The following is a 23,094-nucleotide window of genomic DNA, read 5'->3' on the forward strand; positions in this document are numbered from 1 at the left end:
GGGCCGGGAAACCGGCTCACTGCTTCTGCTGCTGATGACACCACCCATCCCCAACCCCTTCCCGAGAGGGAAGGGGCGATGCCCACCCCCCGCCCGCCCGTGGGCGGGAGCAAGGGAGTCCGAGCGAGAGGATCAGTTTTCAGGGAACCGGACCGGGGCCCGGCTGGATGCTCTCGATTGGAGATCGTCATGGCAAACGTTTCTGTCATCCAGCGTCACGCGCACCTGGCCGGGGGCCGTCAAACTCGAATTCGTCAACGGACGCGAAGGCAAGATTGCCAAGGCCGTGCTGACCACGATCAGCAACACGCGCCGCGGTTCGGGCGAGGCGCGCGAGGAGGAGTCCACCGCGATGCAGTGGACGCTGTGCGGCAAGCAGGCCGAGAACGCGGCCGAGTACCTGGCCCAAGTTTGTCACTTCCCTCCGTCAACCCCAATAAAATCAACAACTTAGAGAGATTCCCCGGCGTGTATGGCACTACATTTTGTAGCTGCCTACCCGGTAATGAGCCAACGCAAACGGCCGGTTCAGACGAGCACGCGATGGGTGCGACCGGGATTGGGGTCCAGCTTGAGGATGGTGCTCAGCGTTTGATGCCCCGGTTGTGGACGCGTGGCCTTGCGCACATGCACGGTGCGGCCATCGCGCCGCTGCATGGTGACGGTGACCCGGCGCTGCGTGGACAGTGTCTGGCGCAGCGTATTCCAGCTATCGCTGACCCCCTGGGCCTTCAGTTGCGAGCGCAGCATGTGCACGAAGTGATACGCCAGCACGCTGATGAACAAATGTCCTTCGACACGGCGATCGATCCGGTGGAAGACCGGGCGCAGGCCCAGGTCGGTCTTGAGTGAACGAAACACCGATTCCAGTTCGGTGAGCATGGAGTAGGTGCGCCATAGCGCGGCGTTGTCCTGCTCGACCAAGGTGGTCCGCAGGCAGTACACGCCAGGGTGCGCAGCCGCGCTACCGGGCTTGGTGCGTTTGTCCCAAGTGATGGCGGTGATGCGCTGGTCCTCGGGATCGGTGGTGACGCTGATCGCGTAGTGTTGCGCAGCACGCGCGAAGCGTTGTTTGAGGCGGCCCAAGCGCTGCATGATGGTGGCTGCATCCTGACGGCCTTTGGACTTGCTCAGGCTGGCGTGCAGTCTGGCCAGCGCGGCCTCCAAGCCACTGGCCTTGGCCTCGTCGATGGCGCGATCCTTTTGTTCGCGTGCGGGCGAATGGCAGTACAGCAGCACATGGCCTTGGGCGTCCAGCACGCGCTGTAGTTTGATCGTCACGCCGCCGGCCGATTGCACCTCGGTGGCCAGCGCCGGATCGAACTGACGCCGGCGCAGTTTGGAGACGACCACGTAGTGGTAGCCCTGATCGCGTAGCCATCGCAGGTTGGCCTCGGTGGAGATGCCCGCGTCCATTACCACCGTGGCACTTGGGGCCGCGTCCAGGCCGGTGAGCATGTCCTTGAGGGTGCTCGGCTCGCTGGCATTGCCGGCGAAGAACTGCACGCGCCGCACGAACCCGCTGGCGTCCCAGTGTCACCAGCGGGCAGTCGCTGCGGCGCTCCTTGCTGCGGCCGCGTTTGGCTTTGTTTACCGCAGCAGCCCCGCCCTCGAAATAGGTGTTGGTCAGGTCGTACAGCGTGATCGTCTGGCCCAGGCCGAACATCGTGCGGGCACGACCGAACAGGTGCTCCTGCAAGGCCTCGCGGTGCTTGTACAGCGCGTCCGAGGCGCGGTACAAGCGGTTCAAGTCCATCGCCTGGAAGTCAAATTCGAGCAACTCACCCAGCGCCGATTGGTCCTTCAACCAAGCGTGCGTTGCCAGTTCGCTGCACGGCAGGGCCATGCGCGCGACGACGTTGCCAACAGCCGCAGCGATCTGCGGGCGGTTCAGGCCCAACTGTGCGAGCTTGTCCTCAAAGCCGCATTGGCGCATCGCCGACAGCGCAGCGTGCTCCGACGCCCACACTGCGCGGGTTGACCAATTCCAAAGATTCCAGGTCCACCTCTTGGTAGCGATCGACGGCGCCAGTTTCAGTGGGCGACTTGCTGGCCGGCAGGGCAGCAGCCGGGGCATCGGGCAGCGCTGTGCAAGGCAGGTCCAGGTTGGGCGTGCGCGCAATGATCTGGGCTGCGAAGCGTTGCGCCAAGACCTGCGCCTGCTCGGGCAGGGACGCATCGGGCATGGAACATTGCCCATGCAACAGTTCGTCGATGCGCTTGGCCAACGCGGGCCAATGGGCTTGGGGCAGGTCCAAGTGGCTGCCCAAGTTGAGCAAGGTGCTTTGCTTGATGACATGACCGACCCGGGCGCTGTGCACCAGGCGGTGGGTCACGTAGGGTTCGCCCGAGAGACGATTGCGAGTCTGGGTGCGGCGAATAAACATGAGCGCGATGATGCACGAAAAGCCGGGGGATTTGTGTAATGTTATAAATTATGGCACTACAATTTGCTTCTGAGAAAAAACCTAATGAAAACAATGACTTACGTGAGTCGGAGAGGGAAAATCAGCGAAAAGTTGACAAACTTGGGCCAAGCAAGCGAAGAAGCAAACCGAGGGCCCGCAAACCCGCGCCAATACACGACTTCGGGTCTTGAATGTTCAAGAGGACAGCAGAGAACAGAGAGAGAAAAACGGCGGAATGTGCGTCTGGAGGGGCTACTTCGGCAGGGGTGTGCTCAAGAGGCCAGGGTGCGAGACTGCGCCAACACGGGGGGAGGGGGTAAAAAAATCCCAACCGGATAAGGGTTGGGATTGTGCATTGTGGTGGAGCTGGCGGGAATTGAACCCGCGTCCGCAAGCCTTTACCGGGCAGATCTACATGTTTAGCGGTCTGATTTGAGTCTCGCCACCAATGTCGCGCAGGCGCACGCTACGTTGGCCGCCAGCACCCTGTTTTCTCACCCCGATCCAAGGTGCCCGGATCGGGGCCAGCCCATGTAATTATCCTTGCAGCCGGGAGGCGCTGATTGCTCAGAACCCCCTTGCCCAGCCCATCGGCCAACTGTTGCAAGGCTCACCGCAATCAAGCAGCGAGTGCGAAACGTTCGTCGTTTGCAGTTAGTTTGTTGAATCGAGATTTACGAGCGTGACCCAAGCTCGACATGCACCACACCGGCTCCGAACCCACGTCGAAACCAGGACAGCCCCAAGCCCTGCATTCTAAGCGTTCGTGAGCAGCTGCAGGAGTTCTGAAGGAGATTTAATTGTGGCATGGGCGCCCCATTCCAGCGGATTGGACTTTGCGCCCAAATAGCCGTAGGTGGCAGCCACTGTGCCCATGCCGGCGGCCAGACCGGCCACGATGTCGCGTTCATCATCGCCGACATAGATGCACTGCCCGGGGGCAAGTTGCAATCGTTCTGCCGCTTCAAGCAGGGGGGCCGGGTGCGGCTTTGCGTAGGCCGTGGTGTCTCCGCTCACCACGGCCCCGGCAGTTCCGAACAACGCAATGGCGCGGGTCAGGGGCTCGGTGAACCGCGCTCCCTTGTTGGTGACCACGCCCCAGGCCATGCCACGGCGCAAAATTTGATCGACGAGTTCGGCGATTCCGTCAAAGACGTTGGTGCGTTGCGTCAGGCACGACGCGTAGTTCACGAAGAACTCCTCACGCATGCCCATGAACTCCGGGTGGTCGGGGGCCATGCCGAAGGCCTCGCCCAGCATGCCGCGGGCACCGGCGCCTGCCATGGGGCGGTAGCGTTCCAGCGGCAGGGAGGGCAGGCCCCGGTCGGTGCGCATCTTGTCGGCAGCGGCTCCAAGGTCGGGAGCGCTGTCGATCAGCGTCCCGTCCAGGTCGAACAGAACGGCACAGATATTATGGAACATTGGTAAGACTTCAGGTGGCGCGCCGGGTGGCAAGAAGATAGTTCACGCTGGTGTCAGCGCTCAGCCAATAGCGCCGCGTGAGCGGGTTGTATTCCAGGCCCTTTGTCTTCTGAATGTCAAGCCCCGCGCTGCGGCAGTTCGCTGCCAGTTCACTGGGCCGGATCAGTCGGGCGTATTCATGCGTTCCGCGGGGCAGCATGTTCAGCAGGTATTCGGCACCCACGATCGCCAGCATGAAGGCCTTGGCATTGCGGTTGATGGTGGAGAAAAACACCCAGCCGCCAGGTTTCACGAGTTCCGAGCAGGCATGCACCACGGATGCCGGGGAAGGAACATGCTCGAGCATCTCCATGCAGCTGACCACGTCAAAGCCCGCAGGTTGCTCCTTGGCCAGGGCTTCGACGCTGATTTCCCGGTACCGGACATTCGCGGTCCGGGCTTCCAGCGCATGCAGTTCGGCCACGCGCAGGGCCTTGGACGCCAGATCGATCCCCGTCACGTCCGCCCCCTTGCGGGCCATGGCGTCGGCCAGAATGCCGCCACCGCAGCCAACGTCCAGCACACGCTTGCCGGACAACTGGCACAGCCCATGGATCCAGTCGAGCCGCAAGGGGTTGATCTGGTGCAAGGGGCGAAACTCGCTCTCGGGGTCCCACCAGCGATGGGCCAGTTCCGAAAACTTGTTCAGTTCGGCGGGATCGGCATTCACGGTTTCACGCATGCCCGGATTGTCCACGATGCGGGGAAGGAGGAAGGGCCCCGCAAGCAGAGAAAACCTCGCTGTACGGCATACATGCCCGTAAAAAAGCCCCGTCACCGGGGCTTTTTGCTCATCCAGGGATTGAGCCGGGATGATTACTTGGAACTGCGGGTTCCGACCACTTCGATTTCCACGCGGCGGTTCTTCGAACGGCCTTGGGAGGTCTTGTTGTCGGCAACGGGTTGCTTTTCGCCCTTGCCTTCGGTGTACACGCGGTTCTTTTCGATGCCCTTGGAGACCAAGTAGGCCTTCACGGCTTCGGAGCGGCGCACCGACAGTTTTTGGTTGTAAGCATCGGAGCCCACGGAGTCGGTGTGACCCACGGCGATGATCACTTCCAGGTTGATGTCCTTGACCTTGGAGATCAGGTCGTCAAGCTTGGCCTTGCCTTCGGGCTTGAGCACCGACTTGTCGAAGTCGAAGAAGGCGTCGGCGGCGTAGGTTACCTTGCTCGCCGCAGCGGGCGCTGGAGTCATCGGGGCAGGCGCGGGGGCTGGAGCCGGGGCAGCAGCGGCCGGAGCAGGTGCCGACGAAGCCGCAGCAGCGGCCGGAGCCTGGGAGACGATGGCACCATCGCAACCACGGGTGGCGGCGGCAGGCGTCCAGTTGGAATCGCGCCAGCAGAATTCACCGGTTCCGTTCTTCCATGCCAGTTGGCCGGAAGCATCGTTCCAGTTGGCAGTCTGTGCACCTGCGGCGGTTGCGAGCGCTGCGGAAGCAAACAGCATCGCTACTTTGTTCAGTTTCTTCATGGTTCTCCTCTTGGGGAAAAAGCCGCAGCCGCGCTGCGAATCAAGACGCTTTGGGTGAGTACCACCCGAAGCGGTCGGCCAATTGTGCCATACGCACCGGGGCAAGCCGTGGCAACGGCCGCTCGGCCTGTAGGAACAAATCCTGAATTGCTTCAATATGTTGCGCGATTGCTACACGGTCTTGCCCCTAGAATGGCCCTCCCGTGCCGTCCTCTGCCGTCCCAATGACCCAGTTCGCCAAAGAAACCCTGCCGATCAGCCTCGAAGAAGAGATGCGGCGCAGCTACCTCGACTACGCGATGAGCGTGATCGTGGGCCGGGCCCTGCCCGACGCGCGCGACGGCTTGAAGCCCGTGCACCGCCGCGTATTGTTTGCGATGCACGAGCTGCGCGTCGATTGGAACCGCCCGTACAAGAAGTCGGCCCGCCTCGTGGGGGACGTGATCGGCAAATACCACCCGCACGGCGATTCTGCGGTCTACGACACCATCGTGCGCATGGCGCAGGATTTCTCGCTGCGCCACATGCTGGTCGATGGCCAGGGCAATTTCGGCTCGGTTGACGGCGACAACGCCGCGGCCATGCGCTACACCGAAATCCGCTTGGCCAAGATTGCGCACGAGATGTTGGCCGACATCGACAAGGACACGGTCGATTTCGGCCCCAACTACGATGGCAGCGAAAAAGAGCCGCTGGTCCTGCCCAGCAGGCTGCCCAATCTGCTGGTCAATGGCTCGGCGGGAATTGCCGTGGGCATGGCCACCAATATCCCGCCGCATAACCTCAACGAGGTGATCGACGCCTGCCTGCACCTGCTGCGCAACCCGGATGCATCGATCGACGAGTTGATGGAGATCATCCCGGCGCCCGATTTCCCCACGGCCGGAATCATCTACGGCATCCAGGGCGTCAAGGACGGTTACCGCACCGGCCGCGGCAAGGTCGTGATGCGCGCCAAGTGCCACTTCGAGGACATAGACCGTGGCCAGCGCCAGGCGATCATCGTCGACGAGCTGCCCTACCAGGTGAACAAGAAGACGCTGCAGGAGCGCATGGCCGAGCTGGTGCACGAGAAGAAACTCGAGGGCATCAGCCATATCCAGGACGAGTCCGACAAGTCGGGCATGCGCCTGGTGATCGAGCTCAAGCGCGGCGAAGTTCCCGAGGTGGTGCTGAACAATCTGTACAAGCAGACGCAGCTGCAAGACACCTTCGGCATGAACATGGTGGCGCTGGTCGATGGTCAGCCCCGGCTGTGCAACCTCAAGGACTTGATCGACGTTTTCCTGCAGCACCGCCGCGAAGTCGTCACGCGCCGCACGGCGTTCGAACTGCGCAAGGCGCGCGACCGGGGCCATGTGCTCGAGGGCCTGGCCGTGGCGCTGGCGAACATCGACGAGTTCATCGCCATCATCCGCAACGCGCCGACTCCACCGGTGGCCAAGACCGCCCTGATGGCGCGGCCCTGGGACAGCGGGCTGGTGCGCGAGATGCTCACGCGCACCCGTGCCGACGGTGCGGCGATCAACGCCGACGATTACCGCCCCGAAGACCTGGACCAGGGACTGGGCATGGGTCGGGACGGCCTGTACCGCCTGTCGGACACGCAGGCCCAGGAAATCCTGCAGATGCGCCTGCAGCGCCTGACCGGCCTGGAGCAGGACAAGATCGTCGCCGAGTACAAGGAGATCATGGCGGTGATCGAAGACCTGCTGGACATCCTGGCCAAGCCCGAGCGCGTGTCGCTCATCATGGGCGACGAGCTCGCCGCGATCCGGCAGGAGTTCGGCCAGCACAAGCTGGGCGTACGCCGCAGCGTCGTCGAGCACAGTGCGCAGGACATCTCGACCGAAGACCTGATCACGCCCACCGACATGGTCGTCACGCTCAGCCACGCGGGCTACATCAAGAGCCAGCCGTTGTCCGAGTACCGTGCGCAAAAGCGCGGTGGGCGCGGCAAGCAGGCCACGGCGACGAAGGCGGACGACTGGATCGACCAGCTCTTCATCGCGAACACGCACGACTTCATCCTGTGCTTTTCCAACCGCGGCCGGCTGTATTGGATCAAGGTGTGGGAGGTGCCCGCAGGGTTGCGCGGCGCGCGCGGGCGACCGATCGTGAACATGTTTCCGCTCCAGGATGGAGAGAAGATCAACGTGGTGCTGCCGCTCACCGGCGAGATGCGCAGTTTCCCGGCGGACCGCTACGTGTTCATGGCGACCAGCATGGGCACGGTCAAGAAGACCGCACTCGACGAATTCAGCAACCCGCGCAAGGGCGGAATCATCGCCGTGAACCTGGACGAGGGCGATTACCTGATCGGCGCCGCGCTCACGGACGGCCGGCACGACGTGATGCTGTTCAGCGACGGCGGCAAGGCCGTGCGCTTTGACGAGAACGACGTGCGCCCGCTGGGGCGCCAGGCACGCGGCGTGCGCGGCATGATGCTGGAAGACGGGCAGAGCGTGATCGCCATGCTCGTGGCCGAGGACGAAACGCAGAGCGTGCTCACCGCCACGGAAAACGGCTACGGCAAGCGCACCAGCATCGTCGAGTACACACGCCATGGCCGCGGCACCAAGGGCATGATCGCAATCCAGCAAAGCGAGCGCAACGGCAAGGTCGTCGCAGCCACGCTGGTGCATGCCGACGACGAGATCATGCTGATCACCGACAAGGGCGTTCTGGTGCGCACCCGGGTGGCCGAGATCCGCGCGCTGGGCCGCGCCACGCAGGGGGTGACGCTGATTGCGCTGGACGAAGGCTCGAAGCTCGGGGGCCTGCAACGCATCGTCGAAAACGATGCCAATGCGGCCGATGCGCAGACCGATGGCGAAGGCAGCGCAGACGGCGACGCGCCGGACGTCTGAAGCCCCGGCGCGAGTCGCCCTGCGACGCAAACACCATCCAGGGCAGCACCGACGACGCTATTAAAGCTGGAGCAGCTTGCGCCCATGCAAGCAGCCTGCGCCCATACAATAAGCACAAGATGCTTTCTGCCGATAAGTCATGATGCGCCCTTACAACTTTTCGGCCGGCCCGGCCGCGATTCCCGCCGAAGTCCTGGAACAGGCTGCGGCCGAGATGCTGGATTGGCATGGCTGCGGCATGGGTGTGATGGAGATGAGCCACCGGGGCCGGGAGTTCCTGTCCCTCTGCGAGCAGGCGCAGGCCGACCTGCGCGCCTTGCTCGCCGTGCCTGCGCACTTCGAGATCCTGTTCATGCAGGGCGGCGGCTTGGCTGAGAACGCCATCGTCCCGCTCAACCTGTCGCGCGCTGGCGCCGTCGATTTCGTGGTCACGGGCAGTTGGAGCCAGAAGTCGCAGCAGGAGGCGCGCAAGTACGCATCGGAGGTGAACGTGGTGGCCTCGGCCGAGGACAGCGGCTTCACCCGCCTGCCCGACCCCGCCACCTGGACGCTCAGCCGGGGGGCGAGCTACCTGCATATTTGCAGCAACGAGACCATCCACGGAATCGAGTTCCACCAACTGCCCGACCTCAGGGCGCTCGGCAGCGACGCCCCATTGGTCATCGACTTTTCGTCGCACGTGGCGTCGCGGCCGGTGGACTGGTCACGCGTCGGGCTGGCCTTTGGCGGCGCGCAGAAGAACCTCGGCCCCGCCGGCCTCACGTTGGTCGTGGTGCGCGAGGACCTGCTGGGCCACGCGCTGCCCGCCTGCCCGAGCGCGTTCGACTACCAGATCGTGGCGCGCAACCGGTCCATGTACAACACGCCGCCCACCTGGGGCATCTACGTGACGGGCCTGACCTTGCAGTGGATCGGACGCCAGCGCGAAGGCGCGCTCGGCGGCGTGGCGGCCCTGGAGCAGCGCAACATGGCCAAGGCCGCGCTGCTCTACGAAGCCATCGACACCTCGCAGCTGTACGTCAACAAGGTGGCCGCGAACTGCCGCTCGCGCATGAACGTCCCCTTCTTCCTGCGCGACGAAACGCGCAACGACGCTTTCCTGGCCGGAGCCCGCGAGCGCGGCCTGTTGCAGCTCAAGGGCCACAAGTCCGTGGGGGGCATGCGCGCCAGCATCTACAACGCCATGTCGCTGGCGGGCGTGCAGGCGCTGGTGGACTACATGCGCGAGTTCGAAGAAAAACACGCCTGAACACCGGGCCCCGTCCATGAACCATCCGCCAAGCCCACCCGACCTGGCCAGTCTGCGCGTGCAGATCGACACGCTCGATCAGCAACTGCTCACGCTGCTGAACCAGCGCGCCCGGGTGGCCGAGCGGGTGGGCGAGGTCAAGAAGCGCGAAGGCACGTCCTTCTTCCGCCCCGACCGCGTGGCGCAGGTCATCGAGAAGATCCAGGCCGCCAACCCGGGCCCGCTCAAGGGCCCGCACGTTGCGGCCATCTGGCGCGAGATCATGTCCGCCTGCCTGGCGCTCGAAGCGCCGCAGCGCGTGGCGGTGCTGGGGCCCGAAGGCACCTTCTGCGAGCAGGCGGCGATCGAATTCTTCGGCGGCGCCGCCGACCTGATGTACTGCGCCAATTTCGACGAGGTCTTCCACGCCACGGCCGCGGGCAGCGCGCAGTACGGTGTGGTGGGCGTGGAAAACTCCACCGAAGGCGTGGTCACGCGCTCGCTCGACCTGTTCCTGCACACCCCTGCGCACGTCGTGGGCGAGGTCAGCCTGCTGGTGCGGCACAACCTGCTGCGCACGGCGAATTCGCTCGACGGCATCGAGGTCGTTCTGGCGCACCCGCAGGCGCTGGCGCAGTGCCAGTCCTGGTTGGCCAAACAGCTCCCGCACGCCGAGCGCCGCCCGGTATCGAGCAACGCCGAAGGCGCGCGCCTGGCGACCACCTGCCCGGCATGGGCCGCCCTGTCCAGCGAGCGGGCGGCCACCCAGTTCGGCCTGCACATCGTCGCGCACGCCATTCAGGACGACGCCTACAACCGCACGCGCTTTGCCGTCATCTGCCTGCCGCACACGCTGCCGACGCCGCCGCCGTCGGACAGGGACTGCACCAGCCTCGTGGTATCGGTGCCGAACCGGCCCGGCGCCGTGCACGACCTGCTCGTTCCGCTCAAGACCCACGGCGTGTCCATGACGCGCTTCGAATCGCGCCCCGCGCGCACGGGCCAGTGGGAGTACTACTTCTACATCGACCTCGACGGCCACCCCACCCAGCCCCATGTGGCGCGGGCGCTGCAAGAGCTGCGCAGCTTGTGCGCGTTCTACAAAATCCTGGGCGCCTACCCGGTCGCGCCCTGAGGAGCCGCCATGTTCGAACAATTGGGACTGATCGGCTGCGGGCTCATGGGGGGATCGTTCGCGCTGGCCGCGAAAAAAGCGGGCCTGGTGCAGCGCGTGGTCGGCTACAGCAAGTCCCCCACCACCACCGACCGGGCGCGCCAACTGGGCGTGATCGACGTCGAAGCGCCCTCGGCCCTGCTCGCGGTCTCGGGCGCCGACATCGTGCTGCTCGCCGTCCCCGTGGCCGCCACCGAGGCCACGCTCAAGGCCATCAAGCACCTGGTCACGCCGCAGATGCTCATCATGGACGTCGGTTCGACCAAGGCGGACGTGGTCCAGGCCGCGCAGCGCGCGTTGCGCGACCGGGTGGGCTCGTTCGTTCCGGCGCATCCGATCACCGGGCGCGAGGTCTCTGGCGTGGAGCACGCCGACGACAGCCTCTACAGCGGGCGCCAAGTCATCCTGACCCCGACCGAACACACCCTCCTGGTCCAGTTGCAAAAGGCCGAAGACGTCTGGGTTGCGCTGGGCTGCCGCGTGACCAGCATGCTGCCCGAGGCGCATGACATGGCCTTTGCGGCCGTCAGTCACCTGCCCCACGTGCTGGCCTTTGCCATGATGAACAGCATCACCGGGCAATCGGACGGCGACGATTTCCTCTCGCTCGCCGGGCCCGGCTTTCGGGACTTCACGCGCATCGCCGCCGGCGACCCCAAGATGTGGCGTGACATCCTGCTGTCCAACCGGGAAGAGCTGATCGCCCAGTCCAGGCTGTTCCGGCAGGCGCTGCACGCGATCGAGCAGGCCATGGAAAAGGGCGACGCGCAGGCCCTGGAGGACATGCTGACCCTGGCCAGCAAAACCCGCACCCACTGGCGCATGGGCGTTCAGAGAGGGACAAAGCCGCGTTAGCTGGCTGCGCCCGTTCCGGTAGCCCGCACCCATTCCCCCATTCCCCATCCATGTTCGACACCGCCTTTCTCGACCTCCCCGCGCTAAGCGCCGCAGGGGGCGAGGTCCACTTGCCCGGCTCAAAGAGCATTTCCAACCGCGTGCTGCTGCTGGCCGCGCTCAGCAGCGGAAGCACCACCGTGCACGATCTGCTGGCGTCCGACGACACCCGCGTGATGCTCGACGCGCTGCGCGAGATCGGTTGCAGCGTTGACGTGGCGGGCAGCAGCAGCGTGCGCATCACCGGCCTGGGCGGACGCCCCCCGCGGTCGCCCGCAAAACTTTTTCTGGGCAACGCTGGAACCGCGATGCGCCCGCTCACGGCGGCGCTTGCGCTGCTCGGCGGCGAGTTCGAGCTCAGCGGCGTCGCGCGCATGCACGAGAGGCCGATTCGCGACCTGGTCGATGCGCTGCGCCAGATTGGCTGCCGCATCGACTACCTGGGAGCCGACGGCTACCCGCCGCTGCGCATCGTGCAGGCGCCGGGCGTCCTGGCGCTGACCGCGCCCATCCGCGTGCGCGGCGACGTATCGAGCCAGTTCCTCACGGCGCTGCTCATGGCGCTGCCGCTGGCCGCTGGCACGCAGGACATCGTGATCGAAGTGCTCGGCGAGCTGATCTCCAAGCCGTACATCGCGATCACGCTCGCGCTCCTGGCGCGCTTTGGCATCGTCGTCGGGCAGCAGGACTGGCAGCGCTTCACGATCGCAGCGGGCAGCCGCTACCAGTCGCCGGGCAGCATCCACGTCGAGGCCGACGCCTCGTCGGCGAGCTATTTCGTGGCACTGGGCGCCATTGCCTCCAGCGCCTGCGAGCCCAAGGGCATCACGCTGCGGGGCGTGGGGCTGGATTCGATTCAGGGCGACATCCGCTTCGTCGATGCGGCGCGGGCCATGGGCGCCGTGGTCACGGGCGGACCCAACTGGCTGCACATCCAGCGCGCAGCGCCCGGACAGGGATGGCCGCTCAGGGCCATCGACATGGACTGCAACCACATCCCCGACGCCGCGATGACGCTCGCGGTCATGGCGCTGTACGCCCAGGGCAGCAGCACGCTGCGCAACATCGCGAGCTGGCGCGTGAAGGAAACCGACCGCATCGCCGCCATGGCAACCGGGCTGCGCAGGCTTGGCGCCAGCGTCGAGGAAGGGGCGGACTTCATCCGCATCACGCCCCCGCCGCAGGCCCGGGACTGGAAAGCCGCGAGCATCCCCACCTTTGACGACCACCGCGTGGCCATGTGCTTCTCGCTGGCGGCGTTCAACCCCGCCGGCCTGCCGGTGCGCATCCAGGACCCCGGGTGCGTGGCCAAGACCTTCCCGGACTACTTCGAGGCCCTGCTCGCGCTCGCGCAGGCGCCGGCCGAGCGCATCCCGGTGATCTGCATCGACGGCCCCACGGCCTCGGGCAAGGGAACCGTGGCCGCCGCGCTGGCCCGGCAACTGGGCTACCACTTTCTGGATTCGGGCGCGATCTACCGCGTCACCGCGCTGGCCGCAGTGCGCGCGGGGCTGGCGCCTGACGCCGGCAACGAAGCGCGCATCGCCGCCCTGGCCCAGACCCTGCCCGTGCGCTTTGCCGGCGACCGGGTGCTGCTCGGCAGCGACGACGTGAGCCAGGCCATCCGCACCGAAGAGGCGGGCGCGAACGCCTCCCGCGTCTCCGCCATGCCCGCCGTGCGCGCGGCCCTGGTGGCGCTGCAACACGGCTTTTTGCGCCTGCCGGGGCTGGTGGCCGATGGCCGCGACATGGGGACGGTGATCTTCCCGCAGGCCCCGCTCAAGATTTATTTGACGGCCAGCGCCGAGCGCCGCGCCGAGCGCCGCCATAAGCAATTGATTTCAAAGGGCTTTTCGGCTAGCATCGGCGACCTTTGCGCGGCCTTGCAGGCGCGCGACGCGCGGGACGGCTCCCGCAGCGTCGCGCCCCTCACGCCCGCGCAGGACGCCCTGGTTCTGGACAACTCCGACTTGACGATCGATGAAACCGTCGCCCGGGTGTTGGCCGAGTGGCAGGCGCGCCAACCTTTCGCAGTGTCTGCGCAAGGTTGAGGAATGCCGGGCCGCAAGGCCTTGGCAAACAGGCCCACGCAGCCCCTCCCGCGCAGCAGCGCACCGGTTGTGTGGATCGTTTAACCCGAACCGCGGTAGCCCCGCAACAAATCACCGCAGACAGCGATAAAAACAGCAGCAATAGTGCTGCTGGAACCCTGTTTGTGGCCAAGGAAACACATGTCCGAATCTTTCGCCGCCCTTTTTGAAGAGTCCCTGCAGCACACGGAAATGCGCCCGGGCGAAGTCATCACCGCCGAGGTCGTGCGCGTGGAACACAGCTTCGTCGTGGTCAACGCCGGCCTCAAGTCCGAGGCCTACGTGCCGCTCGACGAGTTCAAGAACGACAAGGGCGAGGTCGAGGTCCAGGTGGGCGACTTCGTCTCGGTGGCCATTGGCACCATCGAAAACGGCTACGGCGACACCATCCTGTCGCGCGACACCGCCAAGCGCCTGGCTTCCTGGATGAGCCTGGAAAAGGCCCTGGAATCAGGCGAATTCGTCACCGGAACGACCAGCGGCAAGGTCAAGGGCGGCCTGACCGTTCTGGTCAACGGCATCCGCGCGTTCCTGCCCGGTTCGCTGATCGATACCCGTCCGATCAAGGACCTGACGCCCTACGAAAACAAGACCCTGGAGTTCAAGGTCATCAAGCTCGACCGCAAGCGCAACAACGTGGTGCTCAGCCGCCGCGCCGTGGTCGAGGCCTCGATGGGCGAAGAACGCGCCAAGCTCATGGAAACCCTCAAGGAAGGCAGCATCGTGCAAGGCGTGGTGAAGAACATCACCGAATACGGCGCCTTCGTCGACCTGGGCGGAATCGATGGCCTGCTGCACATCACCGACATGGCATGGCGCCGCGTGCGCCACCCATCGGAAGTGGTCACGGCGGGCCAGGAACTCACCGCCAAGATCCTCAAATTCGACACCGAAAAGAACCGCGTCTCCCTGGGCCTCAAGCAAATGGGCGACGACCCCTGGCTCGGCGTCGGCCGCCGCTACCCCCAGGGCACGCGCCTGTTCGGCAAGGTCACGAACATCGCCGACTACGGCGCGTTCGTCGAACTCGAACCCGGCATCGAAGGCCTGGTGCACGTCTCCGAAATGGACTGGACGAACAAGAACATCGCCCCCGCCAAGCTGGTTGCGCTGGGCGACGACGTCGAGGTCATGGTGCTGGAAATCGACGAAGACAAGCGCCGCATCAGCCTGGGAATGAAGCAGTGCAAGGCCAACCCCTGGCAGGAATTCGCCCAGGACACCAAGCGCGGCGACCGCGTCAAGGGTCCCATCAAGTCGATCACCGACTTTGGCGTGTTCGTCGGCCTGGCTGCCGGCATCGACGGCCTGGTGCACCTGTCCGACCTCTCGTGGAACGAACCCGGCGAAGCCGCGGTGCGCAACTACAAAAAGGGCCAGGAAGTGCAGGCCATCGTGCTCGCCGTGGACGTGGACCGCGAACGCATCTCGCTGGGCATCAAGCAACTCGACGGCGACCCGTTCACGACCTTCGTCACCGTGAACGACAAGGGCCAGACGGTGACCGGCAAGGTCAAGAGCGTGGACGCCCGGGGCGCCGAAATCGAACTCGGCGAAGACATCGTGGGCTACCTGCGCGCCTCGGAAATCTCCCGCGACCGCGTGGAAGACGCGCGCAACGTGCTCAAGGAAGGCGACGAGGTCACGGCCGTGGTGGTGAATGTGGATCGCAAGACGCGCAACATCCAGCTGTCGATCAAGCAAAAGGACATGGTTGACCAGCAGGAAGCCATGCAAACCCTGTCGCAGCAGTCCACGCGCGAGAGCGCCGGAACGACCAGCCTCGGCGCCCTGCTGCGCGCCAAGCTGGACAACGCGGAAAAGTAAAGCGCACCGGAGAACCCGCCAAGAGAAAACCCTGGGCAGCGAAGGCCCGAGCGCGGGCGCGCTGCCCAGGAAACGCGGCAGCCGGGCGGGGCTTCGGTCGAGCGCGGGGGCCCGCTGATAATGCAGGCCAGCCATGCCGATCAAGCCCATTCCCCAGGACTCCATGACCCGCTCAGACCTCGTTGAAGAACTGGCTGCCCGCTTCAGTCAGCTGACGCCCCACGACGCCGAATACGCCGTCAAGACCATTCTTGACGCCATGGGCGCTGCCCTGGTGCGTGGGCACCGCATCGAGATCCGGGGCTTTGGCAGCTTTTCGATCAACCACCGCCCGCCCCGCATGGGCCGCAATCCGCGCAGCGGCGAAGCGGTGGCCATCCCGGAAAAGCGGGTTCCGCACTTCAGGCCCGGCAAGGCCCTGCGCGAAGCAATGGACGAGCGCACAGCCGAAATGCAGGAGAGCACCAGCGTCGTCTCCCCCGAGTCCGGCGAAGCGCAATTGCCCGCGCCTCGCCCGGAATGAAGCTACAGATGCCGCGCTATGATGCGCGGCATGCAGAACCGGCCTGTCCTTGCCTGCGCATCCCTCCCCGGTATGGGCAGGCGCTGGGGATCAGTCGTGCCTTACCCCGCCCAGCGGACGTTGCGCAGCTGGTTTTGCCAAGCCGCAAGCATCTCTCCCTGGAAGGCCTCCTTCCGGGGCCTGGCGATGTGCCGAAGGCCGAACCGCCCGCTCCACCCCGTAGAAACCGCTGGCCCCATGGCACGGCTGGCTGCTGAGTTCGTCCCCACGGGCGCCAAAACACCGGCGCCCGGCAAGGACACCGGGCATGCGCACCCGCAGCGTCCTGTGTGACCCCCCCCCCCCCCCCCCCCCCCCCCCCCCCCCCCCCGATCTGATCGGTAGGGGTTCAAGGCACCAAGAAACCGTTCGCGGGGCCTTCCCCGGGGATTGCTGCGCATGCCAGCCCATGGTCCGGGCTGCATCGCCGCTCCCCTGCATGTCGGGGGGATGGCCGCCTGGCGCACGCCGCCAGAAGGGGGACAACGCGCGCGCCTGCGGACAAGACCGCGAACAGGCTCTAGCCCATCGGAATCACCCCCCATCGCGTCCCCTGCCCGCAAGGGATAGGCGCCCGTGCCCCATCCAACGCACATTCACCACGCAAGCACCATGACGATCACCACAGACACCACGCCCCCGCAACTGGAGCGCACGCGCGACTACCCCTCGGTCAACGATAACCAGCTGTCGCTCAGCTTCCACGACGAAAACAACTTGGACGCGGACCCGGCGCGCAAGCCGGCCAGCGAGGACTTCACGGTATACGTGGATGGTGTTCGCAGCACCGTCAACAATGTCGTCGTGGGGGGCAAGCTGATCATGCTGGGACTGTCCACCTACGTGCAGTTTGGCCAAAGAGTGACCCTTGCCTACAACGACAGCACGCCCGACGACGACAAGGGCATACGGGACACACAAGACAACAGCTTGGCCAGCATTCCGACCACGGAGATCAAGAACAACTCACGAGACCGCACGCCCCCGCAGCTGATAACCACCGGTGACGCGCGCCCCAAGGTCAGCGGCAAGCAACTGCTGCTCAGCTTTAGCGACGCCAGCAACCTGAACACGGACCTGGACCGCAAACCAGTTGCCGGGGACTTTGCGGTGCTCGTGGGGAGCAGTCCCAATGCCGTGACCGAGGTCACCGTGGACGCCCAGGCCAAGACCATTGCGCTGACGCTGACCACCGCCGTGACGCCTGGTCAGACGGTGACCGTCGCCTACAACGACAGCACGCCGGACACCGATGGCAATGGCATACAGGACGCAGCGTACAACCCCCTGGTCAGCTTTCCGGTTACGGATGTCAACACAAACACTGTGCCCCCGCAGCTGATTACCACCGGCGCCACGCGCCCCAAGGCCAACGGCCAGCAACTGGTGCTCAGCTTCGACGACACGGACCCCCTGAACGCAGACCCGACCCGCAAGCCGGTTGCCGGTGATTTCACCGTGCTCGCGGGGACTACCGCGAACGCCGTCACCGCCGTTGCCGTGGACGCCCAGGCCAAGACCATCACGCTGACGCTGAGCACCACCGTGACACCCGGCCAAGCGATGACCGTCGCCTACACCGACAGCACGCCGGGAGACACCAGCGCCATACAGGACGCAGCAAGCAACCGCCTGACCCGCTTCGCGGCCACGGATGTCAACACGGCAGACACCGTGCCCCCGCAGCTGATCACCACCGGTGACGCGCGCCCCAAGGTCAGCGGCCAGCAACTGCTGCTCAGCTTCGACGACGCGAGCTCCCTGAACGCGGACCCGACCCGCAAGCCGGTCGCCAGTGATTTCACCGTGCTCGCGGGGACTACCGCGAACACCGTCACCGCCGTTGCCGTGGACGCCCAAGCCAAGACCATCACGCTGACGTTGAGCACCACCGTGACACCTGGCCAGGCGCTGACCGTCGCCTACACCGACAGCACGCCGGGCGACACCAGCGCCATACAGGATGCAGCGGGCAACCACCTGACCCGCTTCGCGGCCACGGATGTCAACACGGCAGACACCACGCCCCCGCAGCTGATTGCCACCGGGACCCCGCGCCCCAAGGCCGACGGCCAGCAACTGGTGCTCAGCTTTGACGACGTGAGCCCCCTGAACGCGGACCCGGCCCGCAAGCCGCTTGCCGCTGATTTCACCGTGCTCGCGGGGACTACCGCGAACGCCGTCACCGCCGTTGCTGTGGACGCCCAGGCCAAGACCATCACGCTGACGCTGAGCACCGCCGTGACACCGGGCCAAGCGATGACCGTCGCCTACACCGACAGCACGCCCAGCGCCACCGACACCAGCGCCATACAGGACGCAGCGGGCAACCGCCTGGCCAGTTTCGCGGCCACGGAGATCAATACGGCAGACACCGTGCCCCCGCAGCTGATCACCACCGGTACCGCAGGCCCGAGAGTCCTTGGCAGCGACTTGGTGCTCGAATTCAGCGACGCGAGCAACTTGGACGCCGCCGAGGCGCGCAAGCCGCTCAGCGGGGACTTCACGGTGCTTGTGGATGGCACAGCCAATGTCGTCACCTCGGTCGTCGTGGGTGCAAACAGCAAGCTCGTCTACCTGACGCTGAGCACCCCCGTGCGACATGGTCAGAGCGTGCGCATCGCCTACACCGACGGCACGCCCGACGACACCAGCGCCATACGGGACACGGCCGGCAACCGCTTGACCAGCTTTCCGTCCACCGCAGTGGACAACCGCGTGCCGGACCGCGAGAGCCCGCAGCTGATCACCACCGGCGCCACGCGCCCCAAGGTCAACGGCAGCCAGTTGGTGCTCAGCTTTGGCGACGCAAGCAACTTGGACGCCGACCCGGCGCACAAACCGGCCACCGGGGCCTTTACGGTGCTCGTGGATGGCGTCGCGAATGCCGTTACCGCGGTCGCCGTGAACGCAACGGAAAAGACCGTCACGCTGACGCTGAGCACCGCTGTCACCAGGGACCAGTCAGTAAGCGTTGCCTACAACGACCCCACGTCCGGCGACGACGCCAACGCGATACAGGACGCGGCGCACAACGACGCTGCCAGCTTCGCGGCCACGACCGTGGACAACCTCACGCCCGCCCCACCCGCACGCACCCCTCCCAGGGCGCCCGACGCAGACAGCGATAGCGACGGCATTTCCAGCGCCCAGGAGGACCAGGCCGTCGGCCCCAAGGGCTCCACCACCGGAGACGGCAACAACGACGGCATCCAGGACAGCGCGCAGGCCGCAGTCGCCTCCTTCAGCGCCAAGACCAGCAGCAGTTCCGGCACCTCGGTCACCTTGGTAGCAGACAGCCAGGACGGCAAGGTCCCCTCCGGCAGCCACACCCGCATCACCAGCCTGGAGCAAAAAGCAGTGCCCGCCCAAACACCCAAGGCGCTGGAGACGCCGATCGCGCTGACGAGTTTCCAGGCCGCGCTGAACACCGTCGGCAGCAGCGAGACCTTCAGCCTGTACGTGGACCCGAAGATCGGCGCCAACGGCTACTGGGTGCAGGACAACACGGGCACCTGGGTGAATCTGGCGAGCAGCCCTTACGGCGGCAAGATGGTGAACGAAGGCGGGCGGTTGCGGCTGGACTTCCAGATCAAGGACGGCGGACCGTTCGACGCCGATGGGGAGGCCAACGGTGTGATCACCGCGCCCGGCGCCGCGGCGCAGATGCCGCTGTCCATCGTGGGGCAGGCGCCGGACGTGGCGCATGACGGGTTCTGGTTCTGAGCGGGGCCAGCGGGCGCGTATTCAGGCGTACTTGTCGCCCACCGCGGCGCGCAGCGGGTGGGTGTCGTAGACGATGTGCATGCGCGCGATGCGCTCGCTGCCGGGCGCGAAGTCAAAAATGTCCACGCAGTGGAAGGCCACGAGACTGCCGTCCAGGAGCGTCCAGTCGTAGCGGAAGTAGGCGGCCACGCGGGTGACTTCGGCGTCCGGCTGCACGTTCGTGAACAGGTCCATGAGCGTGATCACGCTGCGCGCCGAGGCCTGCGCCAGTTTCGGGAAGAAGCTGCGCGCGGGCATGGTTCCCAGAAAGGGCGAGAGCACGCAGCCTTCGGCCTCGAAGCAGGCGACCAGAGCCGCGGTATCGCCGGCCTGCAAGGCATCGAGGTAGCGGCGCACGGTGTCGATGGGGGACGGGTTCATGGGCGGTTTCTCCTGTCCCATTCAGCGATGGTGCCGGTAGTTCCACGGGGCCTGCGGCTGTTTTTGCGACCACAGTCCCAGACCTTGCTCCTGGGCTTGGCGCTCCAGGGGCGGCAGGTGGGGGTGTGCGCGGGCGTAGGGCCGGTACACCCAGGCCAGGCCCGCGCGCACCTGCGCGGAGGCCGCGTCGGTGTCGCCACAGCGCACATCGGCCACCGTGCGGCCGTAGCTGTCCTGGTCCACCGGACGCAGGGTGGCCTGCTGCCTGAAGCAAATTTGCGCCAGGTGCTGGCGCGCCTGCTGGCCAAAGGCCTGCTGCCACTCCGGTGCGTCGATGGCGGCAATGCGCACCCTCACCGGCTGCCGGTCGTCTGGCGCAGCGCAGCGCACGGTCAGGGTGTCACCGTCGTTGACGGCGATGACCAAGCAAAGCAGGGAGGCAAGGGGCATGGGGCGGTATGGGGTGGGCCACGCGGAAAGCTATCGATAGTGTAGTGGCCTGCCGGCCACGCCAGGATTCGCAGGTGTCGCATGCAACGGCTTGTGTCCAGCCATGGAACCACCTGGCGGACAGACCATCAGACTTCCCGTGGCCCCGGACTTTTGCTGAACAATGGGGGCTTTGCGCAAAAGCAGGCACAAGGAGGGACCGGTCTTGACTATCCCATGGACTCACAACACATTGCCTGGACACACGGTCTGGCGTCGCGCTCTGCGCGCTGGCGCTGCGGCCTGCACGGTCCTGGCGCTCGCGGGCTGCGTGGGCGGCGTCACCGTGAAAACGTTTGCGGTGCAGGAGAAATTCGGGTCCGAGGGCACGTACTCGCGCATGTTCGATGCGACACCGGCGAAGACCTGCGAGGCCTCGCGCCGCGCGCTGCTCAGCCAGGGCTACGTGATTTCCTCCAGCAGGGTGGACTTGGTGGAGGGCACCAAGAGCTTTCAGCCCGAAGCCGAATCGCACGTGCAGATCGTGGTGCGCGTGGTCTGCGTTCCCGAGACCGGTGACGGCAAGGTCAGCCTGGGCTTTGTGACGGCGCTGCAAGACACCTTTGTTCTGCGCAAGACGAACAATTCCGCCAGCCTGGGCGTGGGGGCCATCGGCTCGGTGTCGTTGCCGGTTTCCTCCACGAGCGAATCGTTGGTCAAGGTGGGCAGCGAGACCATCGCCAAAGACATGTTCTACGAGAGATTCTTTGACTTGGTGAAACGCTACCTCGCGATCGATCAGGAGTCGGACGGCTGACGCCTGGCGGGCGGGGGCCGGCCTGCCTCCGCTTACGCAGGAACGAACAGCGCCGGGTCGACCATCGTGCGGTTGAGTTGCACGCCCCAGTGCAGGTGCGGGCCGGTCGCGCGGCCGGTGGCGCCCACGGCGCCCAGGTGCTGGCCGGTTTGCAGCGTGTCGCCCACCTGCACGTCGATGGCGCTGAGGTGGCACATCAGGCTCAGCAGGCCCTGGCCGTGGTCCAGCCACACCGTGCCGCCGTTGAAGAAATACTCCCCCGTGTCGATCACCCGCGCGGGCAGCGGCGCGACGACGGACTCTCCCAGGGGGGCGGCAATGTCCATGCCGGTGTGCGGATTGCGCGGCTTTCCGTTGAACACGCGCCGCAGCCCGAACGAACTGGAGCGCCGCCCCGGCACCGGCACCTGCATGCGCAGCGATTGCCCGGCGCTGCCCGCAGGCACCTCGGAGAATGTGTTCATCACCAGCACTTGGTGCTGGCGCTCGCGCGTGTGGCGCGCCAGGTCTTCGGGCGACAGGTCTACCGTGTGCGGCGGCACCCTGAGGTGCTGCTCCTGGTACTGCTTGGGGCCCACGGTGTAGGGCAGCCGCCGCGTGCCAGAGCCAGCGGTCTGTACGGTGATGTACGCCGTGCCCGGCGCTGCCGTCAGCGCAATGCCCACCACCGCCGTCCACGCGCTGGCGTCGCCGAGCACCAGCAGCGGCACGTCCTCTTGGCCCTGGCGCAGATGCGCCACCGGCCGCGTGGCAGCCGCTCCCAGCGGCAGCTGCACCACGCCACCGGGCACCGGCAGCGCGCGCGGCCACGGATCGGGCGCATCAGACTGCGCGCGCACGGCGGGCAGCCCCGCGGCAGCCCCCAGGATGGCAAGCACGAGGCTGCGGCGGCTCGGACGTGGGGTGCAGGGGGGAGGCAGGGCAGGCATGGAGCAGGGGAGGGCAGGGTGCTTGAACGGGGCCGGTGGCAGTGTAGCCCGGCCCGTGTTCGAGCCCCGCGTCGGTGCCTTCGGGCGCGACAAGGATGGTGGTGGGACACGGCCAGGGACGGTTATCAGCGCGTGCAGCGCAAAAAAATCGTTAGACTGTGCGCATCCCTCTATGCGCACATTGAGAATCCGCATGCCTGTACAAACCTCTGCATCCCCACGCCATGTCCGGTCGCGTCAATCTCTGAAGCGGGCCACCAATTTGAGTTTGAGTACGGACGTGTTGAATGCCGCCAAGGCGCTGGATCTCAACCTGTCACAGGTGTGTGACGACTATCTGCGGCAGCTGGTGCGGCAAGAACAGGAACGCCGTTGGCGGAGCGAACACACCGATTTCGTTGCCACCTACAACGCCACCATCGAGGCCGAAGGTCTGCCGCTGGAGCAGTGGAGAACCTTCTGATGGCGCGCTTCGACGTGTACGTCAACACCGGCGCGCTGGCCAGCACCACACCGTACCTGCTCGATGTCCAGAGCAATCTGCTCGATGGGCTGGAGAGCTGCGTAGTGATTCCGTTGCGTAGCCTGGATCACTATGCCAAGGTGAAACTGCCCACTCGCCTGACGCCGGTGTTCCCGATTCTGGGCAGGGATTGCCTGCTGGAGACACCCAAGATGGCGGCCGTTCCCCGGCGGATACTCAGGGACTGCGTCGCCTCGTTGAGCCAGGAGCAGGCGCGCATCACGGCTGCGCTGGACTTCTTGTTTCAGGGGTACTGAGCGTCC

The 23,094-nt window shown here is 65.7% G+C and carries 19 protein-coding genes, 1 other RNA gene and 1 pseudogene; 12 read left to right on the forward strand and 9 right to left on the reverse strand.

Annotated elements, in window-relative coordinates:
* The first annotated feature begins 286 nt into the window (after positions 1 to 286).
* Positions 287 to 454, forward strand: coding sequence for a hypothetical protein (locus tag D5041_RS11990; RefSeq protein ID WP_010099679.1), 168 nt, complete (start codon positions 287 to 289; stop codon positions 452 to 454).
* Between the two features lie 74 nt (positions 455 to 528).
* Here D5041_RS11990 and D5041_RS11995 read toward each other — a convergent pair.
* From D5041_RS11995 to ompA, 6 genes and pseudogenes are all read right to left on the reverse strand, one after another.
* Positions 529 to 1,518: pseudogene (locus D5041_RS11995) on the reverse strand (IS1634 family transposase); the annotation flags it as partial.
* A 398-nt stretch (positions 1,519 to 1,916) separates the two neighbouring features.
* Positions 1,917 to 2,387 (reverse strand): hypothetical protein, encoded by a 471-nt coding sequence (locus D5041_RS12000; RefSeq protein WP_265284829.1) that lies wholly within the window; start codon positions 2,385 to 2,387, stop codon positions 1,917 to 1,919.
* A 379-nt stretch (positions 2,388 to 2,766) separates the two neighbouring features.
* Positions 2,767 to 3,152: a transfer-messenger RNA gene (ssrA, locus tag D5041_RS12005) on the reverse strand.
* Between the two features lie 12 nt (positions 3,153 to 3,164).
* Positions 3,165 to 3,830, reverse strand: coding sequence for an HAD-IA family hydrolase (locus D5041_RS12010; RefSeq protein WP_265284830.1), 666 nt, complete (start codon positions 3,828 to 3,830; stop codon positions 3,165 to 3,167).
* A gap of 10 nt (positions 3,831 to 3,840) precedes the next feature.
* Positions 3,841 to 4,551 (reverse strand): bifunctional 2-polyprenyl-6-hydroxyphenol methylase/3-demethylubiquinol 3-O-methyltransferase UbiG, encoded by a 711-nt coding sequence (ubiG, locus tag D5041_RS12015; protein ID WP_010099676.1) that lies wholly within the window; start codon positions 4,549 to 4,551, stop codon positions 3,841 to 3,843.
* Between the two features lie 134 nt (positions 4,552 to 4,685).
* On the reverse strand, positions 4,686 to 5,342 hold the full coding sequence (gene ompA, locus D5041_RS22010) for an outer membrane protein OmpA (protein WP_010099675.1): 657 nt from the start codon (positions 5,340 to 5,342) through the stop codon (positions 4,686 to 4,688).
* Positions 5,343 to 5,566: 224 nt separating this feature from the next.
* Between ompA and gyrA the strand changes: the two genes are divergently transcribed.
* The 8 genes from gyrA to D5041_RS12060 all read left to right on the forward strand — a co-directional run bounded on the left by gyrA (position 5,567) and on the right by D5041_RS12060 (position 19,713).
* The gene (gene gyrA, locus D5041_RS12025; RefSeq protein ID WP_265284831.1) at positions 5,567 to 8,212 is read left to right on the forward strand and encodes a DNA gyrase subunit A; all 2,646 of its coding nucleotides are present in this window, start codon (positions 5,567 to 5,569) and stop codon (positions 8,210 to 8,212) included.
* Between the two features lie 139 nt (positions 8,213 to 8,351).
* Positions 8,352 to 9,461 (forward strand): 3-phosphoserine/phosphohydroxythreonine transaminase, encoded by a 1,110-nt coding sequence (serC, locus tag D5041_RS12030; protein WP_265284832.1) that lies wholly within the window; start codon positions 8,352 to 8,354, stop codon positions 9,459 to 9,461.
* Positions 9,462 to 9,477: 16 nt separating this feature from the next.
* Positions 9,478 to 10,575, forward strand: a complete 1,098-nt coding sequence (gene pheA, locus D5041_RS12035) for a prephenate dehydratase (RefSeq protein ID WP_010099671.1) — start codon at positions 9,478 to 9,480, stop codon at positions 10,573 to 10,575.
* A 9-nt stretch (positions 10,576 to 10,584) separates the two neighbouring features.
* A complete protein-coding gene (locus tag D5041_RS12040; protein ID WP_010099670.1) occupies positions 10,585 to 11,469 on the forward strand; it encodes a prephenate dehydrogenase in 885 nt (294 codons plus the stop codon).
* 50 nt (positions 11,470 to 11,519) lie between these two features.
* Positions 11,520 to 13,559: a bifunctional 3-phosphoshikimate 1-carboxyvinyltransferase/cytidylate kinase gene (locus D5041_RS12045; RefSeq protein ID WP_265284833.1), complete on the forward strand. Its 2,040-nt coding sequence runs from the start codon at positions 11,520 to 11,522 to the stop codon at positions 13,557 to 13,559.
* 180 nt (positions 13,560 to 13,739) lie between these two features.
* Positions 13,740 to 15,425, forward strand: coding sequence for a 30S ribosomal protein S1 (gene rpsA / locus D5041_RS12050; RefSeq protein WP_010099669.1), 1,686 nt, complete (start codon positions 13,740 to 13,742; stop codon positions 15,423 to 15,425).
* A gap of 133 nt (positions 15,426 to 15,558) precedes the next feature.
* On the forward strand, positions 15,559 to 15,948 hold the full coding sequence (locus D5041_RS12055) for an integration host factor subunit beta (protein WP_265257222.1): 390 nt from the start codon (positions 15,559 to 15,561) through the stop codon (positions 15,946 to 15,948).
* Positions 15,949 to 16,599: 651 nt separating this feature from the next.
* Positions 16,600 to 19,713, forward strand: a complete 3,114-nt coding sequence (locus tag D5041_RS12060; RefSeq protein WP_265257221.1) for a SwmB domain-containing protein — start codon at positions 16,600 to 16,602, stop codon at positions 19,711 to 19,713.
* 21 nt (positions 19,714 to 19,734) lie between these two features.
* On the opposite strand, the gene D5041_RS12065 is transcribed toward D5041_RS12060, so the two are convergent.
* Together D5041_RS12065 and D5041_RS12070 are read right to left on the reverse strand one after the other, a co-directional pair.
* On the reverse strand, positions 19,735 to 20,133 hold the full coding sequence (locus D5041_RS12065; RefSeq protein WP_265284834.1) for a nuclear transport factor 2 family protein: 399 nt from the start codon (positions 20,131 to 20,133) through the stop codon (positions 19,735 to 19,737).
* A gap of 21 nt (positions 20,134 to 20,154) precedes the next feature.
* Positions 20,155 to 20,583, reverse strand: coding sequence for a thermonuclease family protein (locus tag D5041_RS12070; protein ID WP_265257219.1), 429 nt, complete (start codon positions 20,581 to 20,583; stop codon positions 20,155 to 20,157).
* Between the two features lie 262 nt (positions 20,584 to 20,845).
* Between D5041_RS12070 and D5041_RS12075 the strand changes: the two genes are divergently transcribed.
* Positions 20,846 to 21,379, forward strand: a complete 534-nt coding sequence (locus tag D5041_RS12075; RefSeq protein ID WP_407702279.1) for a DUF2242 domain-containing protein — start codon at positions 20,846 to 20,848, stop codon at positions 21,377 to 21,379.
* A gap of 32 nt (positions 21,380 to 21,411) precedes the next feature.
* On the opposite strand, the gene D5041_RS12080 is transcribed toward D5041_RS12075, so the two are convergent.
* Complete coding sequence (locus D5041_RS12080; RefSeq protein ID WP_265281342.1) at positions 21,412 to 22,308, reverse strand: M23 family metallopeptidase; 897 nt, start codon at positions 22,306 to 22,308, stop codon at positions 21,412 to 21,414.
* Positions 22,309 to 22,501: 193 nt separating this feature from the next.
* Here D5041_RS12080 and D5041_RS12085 point away from each other — a divergent pair, with 193 nt between their 5' ends.
* Entirely contained in the window at positions 22,502 to 22,771 is a 270-nt protein-coding gene (locus D5041_RS12085) for a type II toxin-antitoxin system CcdA family antitoxin (RefSeq protein ID WP_265284835.1), read from the forward strand.
* On the forward strand, positions 22,771 to 23,088 hold the full coding sequence (locus D5041_RS12090) for a CcdB family protein (protein WP_010103703.1): 318 nt from the start codon (positions 22,771 to 22,773) through the stop codon (positions 23,086 to 23,088). The genes D5041_RS12085 and D5041_RS12090 overlap by 1 nt, the downstream gene beginning before the upstream one ends.
* Positions 23,089 to 23,094: the final 6 nt, after the last annotated feature.

This window comes from Verminephrobacter aporrectodeae subsp. tuberculatae (genome assembly GCF_026127385.1).
GTDB classification, from domain to species: Bacteria; Pseudomonadota; Gammaproteobacteria; order Burkholderiales; family Burkholderiaceae_C; genus Acidovorax; species Acidovorax aporrectodeae.